The organism is Streptococcus sp. 27098_8_103 (genome assembly GCF_041432345.1).
GTDB lineage: Bacteria > Bacillota > Bacilli > Lactobacillales > Streptococcaceae > Streptococcus > Streptococcus mitis_BV.
This window is the reverse complement of sequence record NZ_JAPVZK010000005.1, coordinates 69,680-90,598: the sequence shown is the minus strand read 5'-3', so window position 1 is coordinate 90,598 and position 20,919 is coordinate 69,680. Positions and strand designations below refer to the sequence as shown.

16 protein-coding genes, 16 tRNA genes and 2 pseudogenes are annotated in these 20,919 nt (G+C 40.3%); 30 read left to right on the top strand and 4 right to left on the bottom strand.

Annotation, left to right across the window (positions count from 1 at the left end; genetic code table 11):
- From O3599_RS02630 to O3599_RS02555, 16 genes are all read left to right on the top strand, one after another.
- Window positions 1-73, top strand: a tRNA-Asp gene (locus O3599_RS02630).
- Window positions 74-97: 24 nt separating this feature from the next.
- A tRNA-Lys gene (locus O3599_RS02625) sits at window positions 98-170 on the top strand.
- 5 nt (window positions 171-175) lie between these two features.
- Window positions 176-257, top strand: a tRNA-Leu gene (locus O3599_RS02620).
- Between the two features lie 18 nt (window positions 258-275).
- A tRNA-Thr gene (locus O3599_RS02615) sits at window positions 276-348 on the top strand.
- 22 nt (window positions 349-370) lie between these two features.
- A tRNA-Gly gene (locus O3599_RS02610) sits at window positions 371-442 on the top strand.
- A 7-nt stretch (window positions 443-449) separates the two neighbouring features.
- Window positions 450-535 (top strand) — tRNA-Leu (locus tag O3599_RS02605).
- Window positions 536-546: 11 nt separating this feature from the next.
- Window positions 547-620: transfer RNA gene (locus O3599_RS02600), tRNA-Arg, on the top strand.
- A gap of 15 nt (window positions 621-635) precedes the next feature.
- Window positions 636-709 (top strand) — tRNA-Pro (locus tag O3599_RS02595).
- A gap of 5 nt (window positions 710-714) precedes the next feature.
- Window positions 715-788, top strand: a tRNA-Met gene (locus tag O3599_RS02590).
- 13 nt (window positions 789-801) lie between these two features.
- Window positions 802-875, top strand: a tRNA-Ile gene (locus O3599_RS02585).
- Between the two features lie 12 nt (window positions 876-887).
- Window positions 888-977: transfer RNA gene (locus tag O3599_RS02580), tRNA-Ser, on the top strand.
- A gap of 10 nt (window positions 978-987) precedes the next feature.
- Window positions 988-1,061: transfer RNA gene (locus O3599_RS02575), tRNA-Met, on the top strand.
- A 3-nt stretch (window positions 1,062-1,064) separates the two neighbouring features.
- A tRNA-Phe gene (locus O3599_RS02570) sits at window positions 1,065-1,137 on the top strand.
- 20 nt (window positions 1,138-1,157) lie between these two features.
- Window positions 1,158-1,228 (top strand) — tRNA-Gly (locus O3599_RS02565).
- A gap of 39 nt (window positions 1,229-1,267) precedes the next feature.
- Window positions 1,268-1,341: transfer RNA gene (locus tag O3599_RS02560), tRNA-Ile, on the top strand.
- A 6-nt stretch (window positions 1,342-1,347) separates the two neighbouring features.
- Window positions 1,348-1,435: transfer RNA gene (locus O3599_RS02555), tRNA-Ser, on the top strand.
- Between the two features lie 185 nt (window positions 1,436-1,620).
- Here the strand turns inward: O3599_RS02555 and birA are convergent.
- Window positions 1,621-2,556 (bottom strand): bifunctional biotin--[acetyl-CoA-carboxylase] ligase/biotin operon repressor BirA, encoded by a 936-nt coding sequence (gene birA / locus O3599_RS02550; protein WP_247939499.1) that lies wholly within the window; start codon window positions 2,554-2,556, stop codon window positions 1,621-1,623.
- Complete coding sequence (locus O3599_RS02545; protein WP_000959991.1) at window positions 2,553-3,413, bottom strand: AraC family ligand binding domain-containing protein; 861 nt, start codon at window positions 3,411-3,413, stop codon at window positions 2,553-2,555. Before O3599_RS02545 ends, birA begins: the two co-directional genes overlap by 4 nt.
- A 107-nt stretch (window positions 3,414-3,520) precedes the next feature.
- On the opposite strand from O3599_RS02545, the gene O3599_RS02540 reads away from it, so the two are divergent.
- The 10 genes and pseudogenes from O3599_RS02540 to O3599_RS02495 all read left to right on the top strand — a co-directional run bounded on the left by O3599_RS02540 (window position 3,521) and on the right by O3599_RS02495 (window position 14,864).
- Window positions 3,521-5,683: an alpha-galactosidase gene (locus tag O3599_RS02540; RefSeq protein ID WP_247939500.1), complete on the top strand. Its 2,163-nt coding sequence runs from the start codon at window positions 3,521-3,523 to the stop codon at window positions 5,681-5,683.
- 34 nt (window positions 5,684-5,717) lie between these two features.
- On the top strand, window positions 5,718-6,968 hold the full coding sequence (locus O3599_RS02535; protein WP_000872420.1) for an extracellular solute-binding protein: 1,251 nt from the start codon (window positions 5,718-5,720) through the stop codon (window positions 6,966-6,968).
- Between the two features lie 18 nt (window positions 6,969-6,986).
- Window positions 6,987-7,859, top strand: a complete 873-nt coding sequence (locus O3599_RS02530) for a carbohydrate ABC transporter permease (RefSeq protein ID WP_001007715.1) — start codon at window positions 6,987-6,989, stop codon at window positions 7,857-7,859.
- Window positions 7,860-7,875: 16 nt separating this feature from the next.
- Window positions 7,876-8,709 carry a carbohydrate ABC transporter permease gene (locus O3599_RS02525; RefSeq protein WP_000711264.1) on the top strand — a complete coding sequence of 278 codons (834 nt, stop codon included), beginning with the start codon at window positions 7,876-7,878 and terminating at the stop codon, window positions 8,707-8,709.
- A gap of 319 nt (window positions 8,710-9,028) precedes the next feature.
- Window positions 9,029-10,458: pseudogene (gene gtfA, locus O3599_RS02520) on the top strand (sucrose phosphorylase).
- 142 nt (window positions 10,459-10,600) lie between these two features.
- Window positions 10,601-11,794 (top strand): O-antigen ligase, encoded by a 1,194-nt coding sequence (locus tag O3599_RS02515; RefSeq protein ID WP_064275733.1) that lies wholly within the window; start codon window positions 10,601-10,603, stop codon window positions 11,792-11,794.
- 144 nt (window positions 11,795-11,938) lie between these two features.
- A complete protein-coding gene (locus O3599_RS02510; RefSeq protein ID WP_020903524.1) occupies window positions 11,939-12,382 on the top strand; it encodes a MarR family winged helix-turn-helix transcriptional regulator in 444 nt (147 codons plus the stop codon).
- Window positions 12,383-12,416: 34 nt separating this feature from the next.
- A pseudogene (locus O3599_RS02505) lies at window positions 12,417-12,608 on the top strand (polyketide cyclase); the annotation flags it as partial.
- Between the two features lie 14 nt (window positions 12,609-12,622).
- On the top strand, window positions 12,623-13,351 hold the full coding sequence (locus O3599_RS02500) for an ABC transporter ATP-binding protein (RefSeq protein WP_247939501.1): 729 nt from the start codon (window positions 12,623-12,625) through the stop codon (window positions 13,349-13,351).
- Window positions 13,344-14,864 (top strand): ABC transporter permease/substrate-binding protein, encoded by a 1,521-nt coding sequence (locus O3599_RS02495; RefSeq protein WP_261076544.1) that lies wholly within the window; start codon window positions 13,344-13,346, stop codon window positions 14,862-14,864. The genes O3599_RS02500 and O3599_RS02495 overlap by 8 nt, the downstream gene beginning before the upstream one ends.
- Window positions 14,865-15,001: 137 nt before the next feature.
- Here O3599_RS02495 and O3599_RS02490 read toward each other — a convergent pair whose 3' ends face one another.
- Window positions 15,002-15,538, bottom strand: coding sequence for a TetR/AcrR family transcriptional regulator (locus O3599_RS02490; protein WP_004235331.1), 537 nt, complete (start codon window positions 15,536-15,538; stop codon window positions 15,002-15,004).
- 132 nt (window positions 15,539-15,670) lie between these two features.
- Between O3599_RS02490 and O3599_RS02485 the strand changes: the two genes are divergently transcribed.
- Window positions 15,671-16,561, top strand: a complete 891-nt coding sequence (locus O3599_RS02485) for a cation diffusion facilitator family transporter (RefSeq protein ID WP_247939503.1) — start codon at window positions 15,671-15,673, stop codon at window positions 16,559-16,561.
- A 33-nt stretch (window positions 16,562-16,594) separates the two neighbouring features.
- Here the strand turns inward: O3599_RS02485 and galR are convergent, their stop codons facing one another.
- The gene (galR, locus tag O3599_RS02480; protein WP_247939504.1) at window positions 16,595-17,599 is read right to left on the bottom strand and encodes a LacI family DNA-binding transcriptional regulator; all 1,005 of its coding nucleotides are present in this window, start codon (window positions 17,597-17,599) and stop codon (window positions 16,595-16,597) included.
- Window positions 17,600-17,763: 164 nt separating this feature from the next.
- Here galR and O3599_RS02475 point away from each other — a divergent pair, with 164 nt between their 5' ends.
- From O3599_RS02475 to O3599_RS02465, 3 genes are all read left to right on the top strand, one after another.
- Complete coding sequence (locus tag O3599_RS02475; RefSeq protein ID WP_371511854.1) at window positions 17,764-18,942, top strand: galactokinase; 1,179 nt, start codon at window positions 17,764-17,766, stop codon at window positions 18,940-18,942.
- Window positions 18,943-18,960: 18 nt separating this feature from the next.
- Entirely contained in the window at window positions 18,961-20,442 is a 1,482-nt protein-coding gene (locus tag O3599_RS02470) for a UDP-glucose--hexose-1-phosphate uridylyltransferase (protein WP_371511861.1), read from the top strand.
- Between the two features lie 69 nt (window positions 20,443-20,511).
- Window positions 20,512-20,916, top strand: coding sequence for a PaaI family thioesterase (locus tag O3599_RS02465; protein WP_000651198.1), 405 nt, complete (start codon window positions 20,512-20,514; stop codon window positions 20,914-20,916).
- The last annotated feature ends 3 nt before the right edge of the window (window positions 20,917-20,919 follow it).

The following is a 20,919-nucleotide window of genomic DNA, read 5'->3' as shown; positions in this document are numbered from 1 at the left end:
GGTCCCGTAGTGTAGCGGTTATCACGTCGCCCTGTCACGGCGAAGATCGCGGGTTCGATTCCCGTCGGGACCGTTTAAGATAACGCAAGTTATTTTAGACTCGTTAGCTCAGTTGGTAGAGCAATTGACTTTTAATCAATGGGTCACTGGTTCGAGCCCAGTACGGGTCATATATGCGGGTTTGGCGGAATTGGCAGACGCACCAGATTTAGGATCTGGCGCTTAACGGCGTGGGGGTTCAAGTCCCTTAACCCGCATTAAGATATAATAAATGAGCCGGCTTAGCTCAGTTGGTAGAGCATCTGATTTGTAATCAGAGGGTCGCGTGTTCAAGTCATGTAGCCGGCATTTTTAGATAGAAGAAAACAGTGCGAACGTAGTTCAGTGGTAGAACACCACCTTGCCAAGGTGGGGGTCGCGGGTTCGAATCCCGTCGTTCGCTTAGAGAGGCCGGGGTGGCGGAACTGGCAGACGCACAGGACTTAAAATCCTGCGATTGGTAACGATCGTACCGGTTCGATTCCGGTCCTCGGCATAAACTAATGAGCACCCTTAGCTCAACTGGATAGAGTACCTGACTACGAATCAGGCGGTTAGAGGTTCGACTCCTCTAGGGTGCATTTTTCTATTTAACTCGGGAAGTAGCTCAGCTTGGTAGAGTACTTGGTTTGGGACCAAGGTGTCGCAGGTTCGAATCCTGTCTTCCCGATATATGGCGGTGTAGCTCAGCTGGCTAGAGCGTCCGGTTCATACCCGGGAGGTCGGGGGTTCGATCCCCTTCGCCGCTATAAAGATCTTGTTGGACCTTTAGCTCAGCTGGTTAGAGCTCTCGGCTCATAACCGAGTGGTCGTAGGTTCAAGTCCTACAAGGTCCATTTGAATAGTATGGAGGATTACCCAAGTCCGGCTGAAGGGAACGGTCTTGAAAACCGTCAGGCGTGTAAAAGCGTGCGTGGGTTCGAATCCCACATCCTCCTTTTGTATTAACGCGGGATGGAGCAGCTCGGTAGCTCGTCGGGCTCATAACCCGAAGGTCGTAGGTTCAAATCCTGCTCCCGCAATAAGGCTCGGTAGCTCAGTTGGTAGAGCAATGGATTGAAGCTCCATGTGTCGGCGGTTCGATTCCGTCTCGCGCCATTTTTACTTATAGTGTGTATGCGGGTGTAGTTTAGTGGTAAAACTACAGCCTTCCAAGCTGTTGTCGCGAGTTCGATTCTCGTCACCCGCTTTGAACTTTGTTCAAATTACATTACCAAGTTTTTAACTTGGGCGCGTAGCTCAGGTGGTTAGAGCGCACGCCTGATAAGCGTGAGGTCGGTGGTTCGAGTCCACTCGTGCCCATTAATAGGAGAATTACTCAAGAGGCTGAAGAGGACGGTTTGCTAAATCGTTAGGTCGGGTAACTGGCGCAAGGGTTCGAATCCCTTATTCTCCGTTTTATTGAGAGTTTATAACTCTTTTTTTATATTTTTAAGAATAGTAGAATAAAAACTTCAGATTTGTAAAACTTAATTGGATTACTTATCTGAAGTTTTTTTGCGCTCTTTGTCAACTGTAGTGGGCTGCAGAAAAGCTAAAATCTTTATATATTGTCGATTTTATGGTTGTGCTCGTTTATTATTACTTCCAACTCTTGAGTGAAATTTCTCCGCTATTGAGCCAGATTTCTTTTCCGTTATCACATTGAACTAAAAGTTTTCCATTTTCTGAGATATCTTTAGCAAGTCCCTTGTGGTCTTTTTGATCTAGTGTGAAAGTCACTTCTTTTCCTAGAACGAATGACTGTTTTTTATATAGGTATAATAACTCATCTGCTGGCGTTTTGAAGAAAGAACGCCAGATTTCTATGATTAATTCATTTCTGGTAATAGGTGCTGGAGCTTTGAATAAACTAGCAGCTTTTTCTTTTAATTCTTGAGGGAAGTCTTTAATAGTAAAGTTGATTCCTACTCCAATAATGATATCTGTGACTAAGCCAGTTTCTACAGAGGTCATTGCTTCAGTGAGGATTCCTCCAATTTTATGATTTTTGAGGTAGATATCATTGACCCATTTTATGTCGACATCTATTAAAGTTAGGTTCTTAATGGCTTTGTAGATAGCTCCTGCTACAAGTAGTGTGTAGGATGGTAATTTCTCATAGGGAAGATTTGGTTTGAGATGGAGTGTCATATAAATGCCACCTTGGGGTGAGTAGAAAGAACGTTGAAAACGGCCTCGGCCAGCTGTTTGATAGGAAGCTAGATAGAGAGTGTTTGCTTCATTCCCTAAATCAATTGCTTCTTTTGCATCGAGTTGAGTTGATCTTGTTTCGGATTTAAAACTGATTTTAATTGGAAGATTTTGTTCTAGGAGTTCCGGAAGAATAAGATCCCCATTCACCAGTTTATAGCCTTTGTTTTTGATACTATCAATTTCAATGCCTTCTTGTTCTAAACGCTTGATGGCTTTCCAAATTGATGTTCGGGTCAGTGATAGTTCTTCTGCAATCTTTTCTCCGCTGATATAATCGGTTTCTTTAGCTAGAATTTTGTAGACGGCTTGGTAGGATTTCATAGTGTTTCCTTTCTCACTAGTTGGTGTTGAGAATATTCTTTTCTTGTTTGACTTGGAGTCTGATTAAAGTATTGTTTATAAGCTTTAGAAAAATGTAGTGGATCTGAAAAGCCTACCGAGTATGCAATTACCTTGATTGACTCTTGGGTATTTTCGAGGAGTTGTTTAGCTCGATACATTCGAACGTATAGTAGGTATTCTTTTGGAGATAAGGTGTTAAATTCTTTGAATACGCTTGATAAGTAGCTTCTGTGAACGGATAGTTCTTTTGCTAAATCTTGAATTGTAAGTGATTGAGGATAGTGGCTATCAATTAATCGTTTGCATTCAAGATAGAGTTGGTGGGTCGATGAAATATTCTTTTTCTTCTGATTGGGAGCAATAGTTCCCAGATGAAACATCAGTTCATGGAGTTGTCCCATGATATGGAGTTGAGCTAATTCATTTGATTTGGTAATCTGAGCGAAGCGGACAATGTCTGAGATGAGTTTTGCAGTAGTCTGGGTATGACAAGTTTCAGATTGGATGAGATAAGATTGGTCAGAAATTTGAGAAAGAGCAAAATAATCAGGAGCTTTCCCTCCAGTGATTCCTAACCAGTAGTAGGCCCAAGGTTCTTTACTATCTGCTTGATAAAAGGTTAGTTCATCTGGTTTTAATAGAAAGAAATCTCCTTCTTTTAAATCAACAATTTTACCCTTGTAATGAAATTTTCCTTGTCCTTTAGTAATGTAATGTAGGACGTATGTATCTCGAATTGTTGGACCAAAAGAGTAATTTGGTGTGCATTCCTCATATCCATAAAAGCTTAGGGAAAGGTCAATTGTTCCAGTCTGGTATTCTGAAAAAACTAGCATGTGCTACCTCCTACCTAACATTTTACCATATTCTTGAGACATTTTTCTATTTCGGAAAGCGTTTTCAGATGATAAAATATAATCTATAAAGTGATGAGGTGAAGTAAATGGGAGTTAGGATAGAGAATAATCTATTTTATGTTGAAAGTAAAAATCTAAGTTTGATTATTGAAAATCGAAATGGCTACTTACTTTTGAAACATTTAGGAAAGACTATTAAGAACTATAAAGGTTCCAATAGTGTTTATGAACGGGACCATGCCTTTTCAGGAAATCCAACAGCTACTAATCGAACCTTTAGTTTAGATACTCAACGTCATATTTTTGGGCAACATGGCTTAGGAGATTTTAGGAAACCAACTATACAGATTCAGCATAGTGTAACTGAAGTAACAGACTTTCGATTTGTAGAAGCAAAAAGTTTAAAAGGTCAGAATGGTCCACAGGGCTTACCTTCTCCACATAGCATGGATAATACAGAGACTCTTGTCTTAATGTTAGAAGATTCTAAGGCTCAACTTAGTCTGAATTTGTATTATACTGCTTTTGATAATGATTCGACTATTGCTAGCTACAGTAAATTAGTGAATAATAGTAATCAGGAAGTTGTCATTCATAAAGACTTTTCTTTTATGGCTGATTTTCCAGCGGCAGCTTACGAAATCGTAACTCTGCAGGGTGCTTATGCTCGTGAAAAGACTGTTCGACGTCAACAGGTAGAACAAGGAATCTTTTCAATTAGTTCGAACCGTGGAGCTTCTGGGCATGCTCAAACACCAGCTCTTCTACTCTGTGATCAAGGAATCACAGAGGATGCAGGGAATGTGTTTGCTATTCAACTAATGTATAGTGGAAACTTTGAAGCTTTTGTTCAAAAGAATCAATTGAATGAAGTTCGGCTGGCTATTGGGATTAATCCGGAAAACTTTTCTTGGAAGTTAGACCCTGAGGAATACTTTGAAACACCGGTAGCTTTAATGACCTATTCAGACAAGGGATTAACTGGTGTTAGTCATGCAAGTCAGAATTTTGTACTGAAGCACATTATGCCAAGTAAATTTTCTACAAAAGAACGCTCAATTCTAATTAATAACTGGGAAGCTACTTACTTTGACTTTCAGAGAGAAAAACTGTTAGAGCTAGCTGATGAAGCTAAGAAAGTTGGCATTGAACTTTTTGTATTAGATGATGGTTGGTTTGGCAATCGTTTTGATGATAATCGTGCTTTAGGTGATTGGGTTGTTAATGAGAAAAAACTGGGTGGAAGCCTAGAAAGTCTGATTTCAGCTATCCATGAAAGAGGTTTGCAGTTTGGGCTTTGGTTAGAACCTGAAATGATTTCTGTAGATAGTGATTTGTATCGTAAACATCCTGACTGGGCTATTCAGGTTCCTGGTTATGAGCATACTTATTCTCGGAATCAATTAGTACTTAATCTTGCCAATCCTCAGGTAGTAGAATACTTGAAAAATGTCTTAGATCAACTCCTATCTTATCATGAGATTGATTACATTAAATGGGATATGAATCGTAATATGACCAACCTAGGAAATGGCTTTACTTATCTAGAGACAAAGATGCAATCTCATCAGTACATGTTGGGGCTTTACGAACTCGTTTCTTATCTGACAGAGAAGCACAGCCATATTCTCTTTGAGTCCTGCTCTGGTGGTGGTGGACGAAATGATCTGGGTATGATGCGCTATTTCCCACAAGTCTGGACTAGTGATAATACTGATGCTATTGCACGTTTACCAATTCAATACGGTTCATCCTATCTCTATCCAACCATTTCTATGGGGGCTCATGTGTCAGCAGTACCGAATCATCAGATGGGACGAACGACACCATTAGAAACACGTGGACATGTAGCAATGATGGGAAATTTGGGATATGAGCTTGATTTGACAAGTTTATCAGATGAAGAGAAAGGTGAGATTGCTAATCAGGTGAACTTGTATAAAGAATTACGACCAGTAGTTCAGTTAGGACAACAGTATAGACTAATTAATCCTGATACTGCATCCAATGAAGCAGCTGTACAATTTAATTACAAAAATCAAACGATTGTAACCTACGTTCGCGTTTTGTCAGTTGTAGAGACCATGGAAACAACTTTAAAGTTAAAAGATTTGGATGAAGAGGGACTATATGAATTACAGGAAAATGGCGAAGTTTACTCAGGTGCAGAACTAATGTATGCGGGTTTAACTGTTATTTTATCCCAAGGAGATTTTTTGAGTAGACAGTATATTTTTAGAAGACTATAATAAAGGTGTATAAATTTATAAAGGAGGCTTTCCAATGAAATGGTATAAGAAAGCAGGTTTTCTTTTAGTCGCTGGGGCTAGTTTACTAGGTCTAGCAGCTTGTGGTCAGAATAATCAATCGACTGATGGAAAGGTAACGATTGAATTTTTTAACCAGAAGACCGAAATGGCGGATACTTTGCAAAAAATTGTAGATAATTTTGAAAAGGATCATCCTACTATTGATGTAAAACTGACGACTGTTCCGGCAGCTGGTATTGTTCTGAAGACTCGGATTTTATCAGGAGATGTTCCAGATATTGTTAATATCTATCCTCAAAATATGGATTTTCAGGAGTGGGCAAAAGCAGGTTACTTTGCAGATATGACAGGGAAATCTTATCTTGAGAATATTAAGAATGACTATGCAGAAAAGTATGCAATCAATAACAAGATTTATAGTGTGCCTTTAACTGCTAACCTTTATGGAATCTATTACAATAAAACAAAGTTTAAAGAATTAGGACTTGAGGAACCGAAGACTTTTAAAGAGTTTCAAGAGATTGTTAAAAAGATAAAAGATAGTGGGAATTCTCCGTTTGCAGTTGCAGGCAATGAAGGATGGACATTAAACGGTTATCACCAACTTTCTCTCATTACCATTACAGGCAGTGGAGACGCAGCTAATAACTATCTTCGCTTTTCAAAACCAAATGCTATTTCTGTAGATGATGCTATTTTAAAAGCAGATGCAGAACGACTAGATTTGTTGGCAGACAATGCTCAAGATGGATGGCGTGGTGCCTCTTATAATGATGCGGTGGTAGCATTCTCGAATGAAAAAGCTTTTATGATGCCACAAGGATCATGGGCATTAGCGGCAATTAATCAACAGGATCCAAAATTTGATGTGGGGATGTTTGCCTTCCCAGGAGAAGAAGTAGGAAAAGAAGTCACTGTTGGTGCAGGGGACATGGCATTATCAACTTCAGCTACGACCAAACATCCTAAAGAAACCGAAGAATTTATCAGCTATATGACTAGTCCAAAAGCTATGCAGGCATATTATGATGTAGATGGTTCACCAGTTGCTGTGAAAGGTATACAGGAAAAAGAAGATTCAGCACTTGCAGAGATTTCTAAACTAGCATTTACGGATAAACATTATGTTTGGTTGGGCCAACACTGGAATTCTGAAGAAGATTTTTTCAATCTAAGTGCAGGTTACTTGATGGATAAAAATCTGAAAAATATGGCAAACAATCTCAATGCTTTCTTTAATCCAATGAAGGCAGATTTGGACTAGAATAGGAGTTAAGATGATATGGCTATTCGAAAAATTTTAAATAAATACTGGGGTTGGACTTTTTTGCTCATCCCGCTTGCATTACAAGCTATCTTCTTTTACTTTCCGATGGTACAAGGTGCTTTCTATAGTTTGACTAACTGGACTGGATTGACCTATAATTATAAATTTGTTGGTCTGAATAACTATAAATTGCTGATGATTGATGGGAAATTCTTCACAGCCATTGCTTTTACTTTGATTTTAACCCTGGCATTGATTATTGGAGAGATTACAATTGGGATGGTTGTCGCTCGAGCCTTAAATTCTAAGATGAAAGGGCAGACCTTCTTTAGAGCATGGTTCTTTTTCCCGGCGGTTTTGTCTGGTTTGACAGTTTCCTTGATTTTTAAACAATTCTTCAACTATGGTCTTCCAACGATTGGAAAAATTTTAGGGATTAGTTTTTTACAAGAAAGTCTATTAGGAACACCGATCGGTGCGGTAGTAGCAACTATTTTTGTTCTTCTATGGCAAGGAGTAGCAATGCCAATTATTCTCTTTCTTGCTGGTCTTCAGAGTATTCCATCTGATATTTTGGAGGCGGCATCAATTGATGGTGCAACAAGCAAACAAACTTTTTGGAAGATTGAATTACCATATTTGTTGCCAACGATTTCTATGGTTTTTATCCTAGCTCTTAAGTCCGGTTTGACTGCCTTTGACCAAATTTTTGCTTTGACGAGTGGTGGTCCTAATAATGCTACAACGTCTCTTGGTCTTTTAGTCTATAACTATGCCTTCAAGAGTAATCAATATGGATATGCGAATGCAATTGCCTTGATTTTATTCTTAATTATTGGAATTGTTTCTCTTATCCAAATCAAACTATCAAAGAAATTTGAAATCTAATAGGGGAGTCTTACACATGAAAAAAGAAGAAAAATTGAATCAGTTTTGGAAGTATGTTCTCTTGATAGTAGGTGGTATTCTCATACTTGTTCCTTTGTTGGTAACGGTTTTTAGTTCCTTCAAGACAACCAAGGATATCATGAATCATTTCTTTGGTTTGCCCAATCCTTTTACATTAAGCAATTATGAACGATTGGTTTCGGATGGGATTGGAGGCTATTTCTGGAATTCAGCTGTTATTACGGTGTTATCATTGATTGTAGTAGCCTTCTTTATACCAGCTGCAGCCTATTCCATTGCTCGAAATATGTCCAAGAAAAAAGCCTTTGCAATTATGTATTCACTATTGATTTTAGGGATATTTGTTCCATTTCAGGTGATTATGATTCCTATCACAGTTATGATGAGCAAACTCGGCCTGGCAAATATGTGGGGGTTGGTACTACTTTATCTAACTTATGCAATTCCACAGACTCTCTTCTTGTATGTTGGTTATATTAAAATCAGTGTACCAGATAGTTTAGATGAAGCTGCAGAAATTGATGGGGCTGATCGATTTACAACTTACCGTCGGATTATTTTTCCAATGCTGAAGCCCATGCATGCTACAACCTTGATTATCAATGCATTATGGTTCTGGAATGACTTTATGTTGCCATTGTTAATTTTGAATAAGGATTCCAAGCTGTGGACTTTGCCTCTCTTCCAGTACAACTACCAAGGTCAGTATTTTAATGACTATGGGCCAAGTTTTGCATCCTATATTGTAGGAATTGTAACAATTACTGTCGTCTACCTCATCTTCCAAAAACATATTATTTCAGGCATGAGCAACGGAGCAGTGAAGTAAGAAGAACTCATAGAATCTATAGTCTTTGACACAGAGGAAGGGTTCAGCTTGTTGATAATTCTATGTAGAAAACAAGAAAGTAGTACTTAGTTTATCACAGTCTATATTAGTACGAGTTTGATGATAAACAGAGATTTAATACTCAATGAAAATCAAAGAGCAAACTAGGAAGCTAGCCGCAGGTTGCTCAAAGCACAGCTTTGAGGTTGCAGATAAAGCTGACGTGATTTGAAGAGATTTTCGAAGAGTATAACATGAACTTGATTTACGAAGCCAAGTCATATAAGACTTGGCTTCAATTAGAAAAAGGAGAGTAATGATGCCAATTCAGAATAAAACCATGTTGATTACCTATTCAGATAGTCTGGGAAATAATCTTAAAGACTTATATGAGAATTTGGAAGAGTATTTTGGAGATGCTATTGGGGGAGTTCACCTTCTACCATTTTTCCCATCAACAGGTGATCGTGGATTTGCGCCAGTTGACTACGACGAAGTGGATTCAGCTTTTGGTGATTGGGAGGATGTTAAGCGTTTAGGTGAGAAATATTATCTTATGTTTGACTTTATGATTAATCATATTTCTCGTCAATCTAAGTATTATAAGGACTATCAAGAAAAACATGAAGCCAGTGAATTTAAAGATCTCTTTTTAAACTGGGATAAGTTTTGGCCAGAAAACCGTCCGACACAGTCTGATGTAGATTTAATTTACAAGCGTAAGGATCGTGCACCAAAGCAAGAGATTGTTTTTGAAGATGGGTCAGTCGAACATTTGTGGAATACCTTTGGTGAGGAGCAGATTGATCTTGATGTGACCAAAGAAGTAACTATGGAATTTATCCGTAAGACCATTCAGCACTTGGCAAGTAATGGGTGTGATTTGATTCGTCTAGACGCCTTTGCTTATGCAGTGAAGAAATTGGATACTAATGATTTCTTTGTAGAACCAGATATTTGGGATTTATTGGACAAAGTTCGAGATATCGCTGCTGAGTATGGGACAGAGCTCTTACCTGAGATTCATGAACATTATTCGATTCAGTTTAAAATAGCAGACCATGATTACTATGTTTATGATTTTGCTCTTTTTATACTCTTTACAGTTCCAGAACAGAGCGTTTGGCTAAGTGGTTAAAGATGAGCCCAATGAAGCAATTTACGACGCTAGACACCCATGATGGGATTGGAGTGGTGGATGTCAAGGATATCTTGACAGATGAGGAGATTGACTATGCTTCAAATGAACTCTATAAGGTTGGAGCTAATGTCAAACGTAAGTACTCCAGTGCCGAGTATAACAATTTAGATATCTACCAAATCAATTCGACTTACTATTCTGCGCTTGGAGATGATGATGTTAAGTATTTTCTCGCTCGTCTAATTCAAGCTTTTGCCCCAGGTATTCCTCAGGTTTACTATGTAGGTATATTAGCAGGCAAGAATGATTTGAAATTATTAGAAGAAACTAAAGAAGGTCGAAATATTAATCGTCATTACTATAGCAATGAGGAAATAGCAGAAGAAGTCCAACGTCCTGTAGTGAAGGCCCTTCTCAATCTATTTTCTTTCCGTAACCGTTCAGAAGTCTTTGATCTAGAAGGAACTATTGACGTTGAAACACCAACAGCCCACAGCATTGTAATCAAACGTCAAAATAAAGATAAGTCCGTAACAGCAGTAGCAGAAATTAATCTGCAAAATCAGACTTATCGGGTAATTGAGAACGGAATTGAAGTAACATTTTGAAGCCTTGACTTGATATGGTTGATAAAATAGGGTTTTTATTTTAGAAAACGTTTCCTTTGTTTTCAAATTGCTAAAAAAGTGGTACAATAAAGGGTAGCTTACTATTATCTGAATCAACTGATTTGGAGAGAAAGGATTCATTTTGAAATCAATAGGCTTTATTGAAAAGCTGAAAGGGTTGTCTAGTAAAGAGCTGATTTTATTGGGAATTATCCTGAGTATCTTTTTACCCTTTTATCTTTTTGTAGTTGTATTCTGTTTATATATTATCAGTTTAATTTTCACAGGAGACATGAAAAGTATTCTTCAGAAAATGGGGGAGCATCCGATGCTACTTCTTTTTCTTGGCTATAGTACTGTTATATCCGTTTTTGCACAAAATTGGATGGGAGTTGTGGCCTCAGTAGGAATTTTTCTATTTACTGTTTTCTTTTTGCATTATCAGTCGATTTTATCACATAAATTCTTTCGATTGATTTTGCAGCTCGTCTTGTTTGGTAGCGTCTTGTCAGCTGCTTTTGCGAGTTTAGAACATTTCCAAATTGTGAAGAAATTCAACTATGCTTTTCTTTCACCTAACATGCAGGTGTGGCATCAGAATCGTGCAGAAGTGACCTTCTTTAATCCTAATTATTATGGAATTATTTGTTGTTTCTGTATCATGATTGCCTTCTATCTGTTTACAACGACCAAGTTGAATTGGTTGAAAGTATTCTGTGTGATTGCAGGCTTTGTGAATCTCTTTGGTTTGAACTTTACGCAAAATCGAACTGCCTTTCCTGCTATTATCGCTGGTGCCATTATCTATCTCTTTACGACCATTAAAAACTGGAAGGCCTTTTGGCTTAGTATTGGGGTCTTTGCGATTGGCTTGAGCTTCCTCTTTTCTAGTGATTTGGGAGTTCGGATGGGGACTTTAGACTCTTCTATGGAAGAACGCATTTCTATCTGGGATGCTGGGATGGCCTTGTTTAAGCAAAATCCTTTTTGGGGTGAAGGGCCATTGACCTACATGCACTCGTATCCTCGGATAAATGCTCCTTATCATGAACATGCTCACAGTCTTTATATTGATACGATTCTGAGTTACGGAATTGTAGGGACTATTTTATTAGTTTTGTCTTCTGTTGCTCCTGTTCGATTGATGATGGATATGAGTCAGGAGTCGGGGAAACGTCCGATTATCGGTCTTTATCTGTCTTTCCTTACAGTGGTTGCTGTACATGGAATTTTTGACTTGGCCCTCTTCTGGATTCAGTCAGGTTTCATTTTCTTACTAGTTATGTGCAGTATTCCGTTGGAGCATCGAACGTTGGTATCGGACATGACGGATTAAGTTTATAAGATTAAAATCTTCTACCTTGGGTAGGAGATTTTTTTACTGGGAAAAATTATTTCCAAATCGAAATAGTTGACAGTTAGAACGATGAGTGTTACAATTGTTTTATTCTTTTCGATATCGAAATAAATTGGAGGTGTTATGAAGGATAGTCATTTGCTAGCCCATCATATTCGTTTGTTGAATGGGCGGATTTTTCAAAAGTTACTGAGCCAAGACCCTGAAGCTCTTTATCGGAGTGAGCAGGGCAAGATTTTAGCGGTTTTATGGAATAGTGAAACTGGCTGTGCAACTGCAACAGATATTGCGCTTGCGACTGGGCTTGCTAACAATACACTGACGACGATGATTAAAAAACTAGAGGAACAAAATCTTGTAGCTATTAGTCCATGTGGAGAAGATAAGCGTAAGAAGTATTTGGTTTTAACAGAGTTGGGGCAGTCTCAGAAAGAAGTGGGGTATCGTGTCAGTCAGAAATTGGATACGATCTTTTACAAAGGATTTTCAGAGGAAGAAATTCGTCAGTTTGAAGCCTTTCAAGAAAGAATTTTGGATAATCTGAAAGAGGAGGAAAATGAGGTTTAAAATGGAGCAAATTAGCTGTTTATAAGTAAAGACCACTTTTGACTTTGTTTTCCAACTCTTAGGACAAGGAAACTATGTGGTTAGCTATGGTCAGACTCAGATTGGTGGAGTTGCCTATGCCCAGTATGACATCTTCCGTCTAGAAAACGGGAAAATTGTGGAACATTGGGATAATAAGGAAGTCATGCCTAAGGTAGAAGACTTGACCAATAGAGGGAAGTTTTAAATTGAGGATACAGAATGATTGAATACAAAAATGTGGCGCTACGCTACACAGAAAAAGATGTCTTGAGAGATGTTAATTTACGGATTGAGAATGGCGAGTTTATGGTTTTAGTTGGTCCATCTGGATCAGGTAAGACGACCATGATCAAGATGGTCAACCGCCTCTTGGAACCGACTGATGGAAATATTTATATGGATGGCAAGCGTATCAAAGACTATGATGAGCGTGAACTTCGTCTTTCTACTGGTTATGTTTTACAGGCCATTGCTCTCTTTCCAAATCTAACGGTTGCTGAAAATATTGCCCTGATTCCTGAGATGAAGGGGTGGAGCAAGGAAGATATTGCTCAGAAAACAGAAGAGCTTTTGGCTAAGGTTGGCTTGCCAGTAGCTGAGTATGGGCATCGACTTCCGAGTGAATTATCTGGTGGGGAACAGCAACGGGTCGGTATTGTTCGTGCTATGATTGGTCAGCCTAAGATTCTCCTCATGGATGAACCCTTTTCAGCCTTGGATGCTATTTCGAGAAAACAGTTGCAGGTTCTGACGAAAGAATTGCATAAAGAGTTTGGGATGACAACGATTTTTGTGACCCATGATACGGATGAGGCCTTGAAGTTGGCGGACCGTATTGCTGTCTTGCAGGATGGAGAGATTCGCCAGGTAGCGAATCCTGAGACAATTTTAAAAGCACCTGCCACAGAATTTGTAGCAGATTTGTTTGGAGGTAGTGTTCATGACTAATTTAATTGCAACTTTTCAGGATCGTTTTAGTGATTGGTTGACAGCTCTATCTCAACATTTGCAGTTGTCACTATTGACCCTGTTACTAGCTATTTTTATCGCGATTCCTTTGGCTGTTTATCTTCGCTATCATGAGAAGTTGGCGGATTGGGTTTTGCAGATTGCAGGGATTTTCCAGACTATTCCGTCACTGGCCTTGTTGGGACTCTTTATCCCCTTGATGGGAATTGGAACCTTGCCTGCTTTGACAGCTCTAGTGATTTATGCGATCTTCCCGATTTTACAAAATACCATCACTGGGCTGAAAGGAATTGATCCGAGTCTGCAAGAGGCTGGGATTGCCTTTGGAATGACTAGGTGGGAGCGACTCAAGAAGTTTGAAATTCCACTTGCTATGCCTGTTATGATGTCTGGAATTCGGACGGCAGCGGTCTTGATTATCGGTACGGCAACCTTGGCTGCCTTGATTGGTGCAGGGGGACTGGGTTCCTTTATCCTTTTGGGAATTGACCGTAATAATGCCAGTCTGATTTTGATCGGGGCCCTTTCTTCTGCAGTACTTGCTATTGCCTTTAACTTCCTACTAAAAGTGATGGAAAAAGCAAAATTGCGGACGATTTTTTCTGGTTTTGCCTTGGTGACAATATTGCTTGGTTTGTCTTATAGTCCAGCCCTCTTAGCTCAAAAAGAGAAAGAAAACTTGGTTATTGCTGGAAAATTGGGACCAGAACCAGAAATCTTGGCCAATATGTATAAGTTGCTGATTGAAGAAAATACCAGCATGACTGCGACTGTTAAACCGAATTTTGGGAAAACAAGCTTCCTCTATGAAGCTCTGAAAAAAGGCGATATTGACATCTATCCTGAATTTACAGGTACGGTGACTGAAAGTTTGCTTCAGCCATCACCTAAAGTAGGTCATGAGCCAGAGCAGGTTTATCAGGTGGCGCGTGATGGCATTGCCAAACAGGATCATCTAGCCTATCTTAAACCTATGTCTTATCAAAATACCTACGCTGTAGCTGTTCCGAAAAAGATTGCTCAAGAATATGGCTTGAAGACCATTTCGGACTTGAAAAAAGTGGAAGGGCAGTTGAAGGCAGGCTTTACACTTGAGTTTAATGACCGTGAAGATGGAAATAAGGGCTTGCAATCAATGTATGGTCTCAATCTCAATGTGGCGACCATGGAACCAGCCCTTCGCTATCAGGCAATTCAGTCAGGTGATATTCAAATCACGGACGCCTATTCGACTGATGCGGAATTGGCGCGTTATGATTTGCAGGTCTTGGAAGATGACAAGCAACTCTTCCCACCTTATCAAGGAGCTCCACTGATGAAAGAAGCTCTTCTCAAGAAACATCCAGAGTTGGAAACAGTTCTCAATAAATTGGCTGGTAAAATTACTGAAAGCCAGATGAGCCAGCTTAACTATCAAGTCGGTGTTGAAGGCAAGTCAGCAGAACAAGTAGCCAAAGAGTTTCTACAAGAACAAGGTTTGTTGAAGAAATAGTTTGAAAATGTCAAACTCAACTTTGTTAAACGACCATATAGAAAACTGCTCAGACAATGTTGTCTGGGCTTTTTTGATTGTTGAAAAGATAAAAACTCAGTAGCCTAGAAATAAGGCAACTGAGCTCTACTCTGTATTCAATTTTTAGGAATGAGAAGGTCTAGATAAAACTGGACAACTTCCTGGTATGTAAAGTCTTGTCCTTTTTTGAGCCACCAGGTCAATGTCTCGATAAAGTTGGACACGACCAAGTGTTGGAGGTAAGAAGTAGGCAGATTAGTGTGGGCTTCTTTTAACTCATCAGCCAACATGGGATAGACATGGTGTTCTAGCTCTTTATGGAGTTGACGGAGGAAGTAGTCATTTTTGGAAAATAGCAGACTGGTAACATGGTCCTGGTTTTTCTGAAAATGTAAAAAGATATGTGCGAGGTAGTCCTCGGTAGTAAAGTGTCCTTCCCTTTCAAAGAGATGATGAAAGAGGTAGCGACAGAGCTCATCTAAAAGGAGTTCCTTGCTTTCATAGTGACAGTAAAAAGTAGAACGCCCAACATCTGCTAGGTCAATGATATCCTGAACAGTAGTGGCATCATAGCCTTTGTCGTTCAAAAGTTGTAAAAAAGCTTGATAGATGGCTTTTTTCGTCTTGCTGACTCGACGGTCTCTTTTTGGCATGTAGACACTTGAGACAAACTGTTCAGAACTGAACATGGCTGACAGTTTGCTTCTATCCTTTCTTTGAATTTTATTAGATAATACAAATGAAAGAAGTATGTATATACCCATTATACCAAAGGAGGGAGAGAAATGAGTTCTAAAACATCTATCTGGTTAGCTTTTTTCTTAAATTTAAGCTATGCGATTGTTGAGTTTATCGCAGGAGGAATCTTTGGTTCGAGTGCAGTTCTTGCTGATTCCGTTCATGACTTGGGAGATGCTATAGCCATTGGCATCTCAGCCCTTTTAGAAACAATTTCAAACCGTGAAGAAGATAGACAGTACACCTTGGGTTACAAACGTTTTAGTCTTTTAGGAGCCATGCTAACGGCTGTGATTCTTATGATAGGGTCTGTCCTAGTGATCTTGGAAAATGTCACAAAGATTGTTCACCCGCAACCCGTCAATGAGGAAGGCATCCTCTGGCTGGGAATCATTGCAGTAGCCATTAATGTGCTAGCAAGTCTGGTAGTTCGTAAGGGGAAAACAAAGAACGAGTCAATTCTTAGCCTGCATTTTTTGGAAGACACTCTTGGTTGGTTGGCCGTCATTCTAATGGCGATTATTCTTCGATTTACGGACTGGTATATCCTCGATCCGCTTTTATCACTAGTTATTTCTATCTTTATTCTGTCGAAAGCCATTCCTCGCTTTTGGAGCGCACTGAAAATTTTCCTAGATGCTGTGCCAGAAGGAGTCGAGACAAGTGATTTGGAGAAGGATTTAGAGGCTCTACCCAATGTCAACAGTGTCAATCAACTTAGCATTTGGTCCATGGATGGTCTAGAAAATAATGCTATTATCCATATCTGTTTAGAGGATTGGGAGGAGATGACGGAAACAAAGAATCAAGTACGTCAGCTCTTAGAAGAAAGAGGTGTGCAGAATATCACTATTGAAGTAGATAGCAGTCAAAGCAATCATGCGCAACATAAGCGGAGGGTGAGAGAATTAGAGCAGAAGCATGGGCATCATCATTAGAAAAGCGACCTCGCTAGAGGTCGTTTTGTTATCCTATTCATTCCTTGTACTTTCTCTCAGAGTCAGTCTGGTTCCCAACATGGTTAGGCTAGGGATTTTGCGACCGTGGAGTACTTCTTTATTAAGAATATCCATGCCTGCTCTGCCCATTTCTTCGGTATAGACGGTGATGCTGGAGAGGGGAGGATAGACTTGCTTGGTCAGGCTAGTATCGTTAAAGGAAATAAGACTGACGCGGTCTGGCAGGTTGATTCCAGCTTCTTGGAGGGCACGGAGGGCACCGATAGCTAAACTATCGCTAGCTGCGAAAAAGGCTGGTGGGAGTTGGTCTCCCAAGTTCTGAATGGCTTCCTTCATCAAGTCATAGCCAGACTGGGCAGTAAAGCTTCCTTGAAAGACCAGTTCATCATGATAGATTCCTTTTGTTTGACTGTAGTTCTTAAAATTTTCAAGTCGCTTGTCCTCAATGATTTCTTCTTGGTCAGTTGTTTCCTCAAGGCCGGTTAAAATTCCGATACGATTCAATCCTTGGCTGAGGAAATAATCGACAACCTGTTTCATGGCAGTGTAAAAGTCCGTGATAATGCAGGTGTGTCCCAGGGAAAGTGTATCACTGTCTAGAAAGACAAGAGGCTTTTGGTATTCTTCAAAGGCAGAAATCTGAGCTCGACTAAACTTTCCGATGCAGAGAATCCCAATCACTTCCTCGCTTAGGGTAAAAGGATGGTCATTAAAATAGCGTAAGATATCATAGTCCAGTTCTTGGGCTCTTTTTTCTATGCCTAGGCGAATCTGGTAGTAGTAGAGGTCGTCTAGCTCCCCTTGTTCGCTGACCCATTGGATAATGGCAATCTTTTGCTTGGGCTTGTGGGACTCGCCTGTCTTGAGATGCTTAGTGTAGCCCAGCTCTTCAGCAACGGTTAAAATACGGTGTCTGGTTTCTTCTGTAACAGATAGGCTCTGGTCGCGATTGAGGACGCGGGATACGGTCGCGATAGAGACAGAGGCTAGCTGTGCAATGTCTTTTAAGGTAGCCATAAATCCTCCTCCTTTTAGGTTAGTATATCATATTTTTCTGTATTTTACTGATAGTTTAGTAAAATTTTAGTAAAAAGGATTGACCTTGGGAAATCCCTTGGATACAATAGAAGAAAACGATTACACGTTAAGGTGACTTAACGCACAGTAAAAGGAGAATTCATATGACACAACATCTTACTGCTGAAGCTCTTCGTAAAGATTTTCTTGCTGTTTTTGGTCAAGAAGCAGATCAAACTTTCTTTTCACCAGGCCGTATCAATTTGATTGGTGAACACACGGACTATAATGGTGGACATGTATTTCCAGCAGCCATTTCCTTAGGAACATATGGGGCAGCTCGCAAGCGTGAAGACCAAGTTTTGCGTTTCTACTCAGCTAACTTTGAGGACAAGGGCATTATCGAAGTGCCTCTAGCTAACCTCAAGTTTGAAAAAGAGCACAACTGGACCAATTATCCAAAAGGAGTTCTTCATTTCTTGCAAGAAGCTGGACATGTGATTGACAAAGGTTTTGACTTTTATGTTTATGGGAATATCCCAAATGGTGCTGGTTTGTCTTCATCAGCATCCTTGGAACTTTTGACAGGGGTCGTGGCAGAGCATCTCTTTGATTTAAAATTAGAGCGTCTCGATTTGGTTAAAATCGGAAAACAAACAGAAAACAACTTTATCGGAGTCAACTCTGGTATCATGGACCAGTTTGCTATCGGTATGGGAGCGAACCAACGTGCAATTTACCTAGATACTAACACTTTAGAGTATGACTTGGTGCCACTTGATTTGAAGGACAATGTCGTTGTTATCATGAACACTAACAAACGCCGTGAATTGGCGGATTCTAAATACAATGAACGTCGTGCTGAGTGTGAAAAAGCAGTGGAAGAATTGCAAGCAGCCTTAGATATTCAGACCTTGGGTGAATTGGATGAGTGGGCCTTTGACCAATACAGCTATCTGATTAAAGATGAAAATCGTTTGAAACGTGCTCGCCATGCTGTGCTTGAAAACCAACGTACCCTCAAAGCTCAAGCAGCCCTCCAAGCAGGAGATTTGGAAACATTTGGTCGTTTGATGAATGCGTCACACGTTTCCCTAGAGCATGACTATGAAGTAACTGGTTTGGAATTGGATACTCTTGTTCACACGGCTTGGGTACAAGAAGGCGTTCTCGGTGCTCGTATGACAGGGGCAGGTTTTGGTGGCTGTGCCATTGCCCTGGTGCAAAAAGATACTGTTGAGGCCTTTAAGGAAGCTGTAGGCAAACACTACGAGGAAGTAGTTGGATACGCTCCAAGCTTCTATATCGCTGAAGTTGCAGGTGGCACTCGCGTCCTTGACTAGTCAAAAGGAGGCTTTATGGTGACCTTAGTAGATAAATTTGTAAGACATGTCATTGCTGAAAGTTCATTTGAGGAAATGGATCGAATCTACCTGACCAATCGTGTCTTGGCACGAGTGGGAGATGGTGTTTTGGAAGTTGAGACTAATCTGGATAAAGTGATTGACCTCAAGGACCAGCTGGTTGAGGAAGCCGTTCGATTAGAGACGATTGAGGATAGTCAGACTGCACGTGAAATCCTTGGTGCTGAACTGATGGACTTGGTGACTCCTTGTCCGAGTCAGGTCAATCGTGACTTCTGGGAAACCTATGTCCACTCTCCTGAGCAAGCGATAGAGGGTTTCTACCAACTCAGTCAGAAGAATGACTACATCAAACTCAAGGCTATTGCTAAAAATATTGCTTATCGTGTTCCATCTGATTACGGAGAGCTTGAAATTACCATCAATCTCTCTAAGCCTGAAAAGGATCCCAAAGAGATTGCGGCAGCCAAGTTGGTGCAAGCTAGTAATTACCCTCAGTGTCAGCTTTGTCTAGAGAATGAAGGCTACCATGGTCGGGTCAACCACCCAGCTCGCAGCAATCACCGTATTATCCGTTTTGAAATGGCGGGTCAGGAGTGGGGCTTCCAGTATTCGCCCTATGCTTATTTTAATGAGCATTGTATTTTCTTAGACGGGCAACATCGCCCTATGGCTATTAGTCGAAAAAGTTTTGAGCGTTTGTTGGCTATCGTAGAGCAGTTTCCAGGATATTTTGCAGGCTCTAATGCCGACCTACCGATTGTTGGGGGCTCTATTCTAACTCATGATCATTATCAGGGAGGCCGTCACGTATTTCCTATGGAATTAGCTCCTTTGCAAAAGACTTTCTCTTTTACTGGTTTCGAGCAGGTTAAGGCTGGGATTGTCAAGTGGCCTATGTCAGTACTACGTTTGACTTCGGCTTCTAAAGAAGATTTGATAAACTTAGCTGACAAGATTTTGCAGGAATGGCGCCAGTATTCAGATCCAAGGGTGCAAGTCTTGGCAGAAAGTAATGGAACACCACACCATACCATCACACCCATTGCCCGTAAACGCGATGGCCAGTTTGAGTTGGACTTAGTCTTGCGGGACAATCAGACTTCTGCAGAACATCCTGATGGCATCTATCATCCCCACAAGGATGTCCAACATATCAAGAAGGAAAATATCGGCTTGATTGAGGTCATGGGCTTGGCAATCTTGCCACCACGTCTGAAAGAAGAAGTGGAGCAAGTCGCTAGCTATCTCGTGGGAGAAGCTGTTACAGTTTCCGATTATCATCAGGAATGGGCAGACCAACTTAGAGCCCAATATCCAGCTCTAACAGATAAAGAAAAAGCCCTTGAAATCGTCAAGGACTCTGTGGGTAAAATTTTTGCACGTGTTTTGGAGGATGCAGGAGTTTACAAGCAAACGGAACAAGGACAGGCAGCCTTTATGAGCTTTGTAGAACAGGTCGGAATTATGCCAGACTAGGAGCTTTCTCCTTGCACAGTCCTATAAAAAGTAGTATCATAGTGTCGTTTGAAATATCAGGAGGAAACGATGAAAGATTTTCATTTTGACGCTATATCTGCCTTTGAAAATTACGAAATTGAAAAAATGAGAGATGGTCACGTTGTGGTGACGACGAAAGTGGTGGACTCGTCGCTCAACTATTATGGCAATGCCCATGGTGGCTATCTCTTTACCCTTTGTGACCAGATCAGCGGTTTGGTGGTCATATCTCTAGGATTAGACGGAGTGACGCTCCAATCCTCTATCAACTACCTCAAAGCAGGAAAACTTGATGATGTGCTGACTATTAAAGGAGAATGTGTCCATCAAGGTCGCACAACCTGCGTAGTGGATGTCGATATTACCAATCAAGAAGGCAGAAATGTCTGTAAGGCAACCTTTACCATGTTTGTCACAGGACAGAGGTCAGAAGACAGACAGGTAAGGATATAGAGA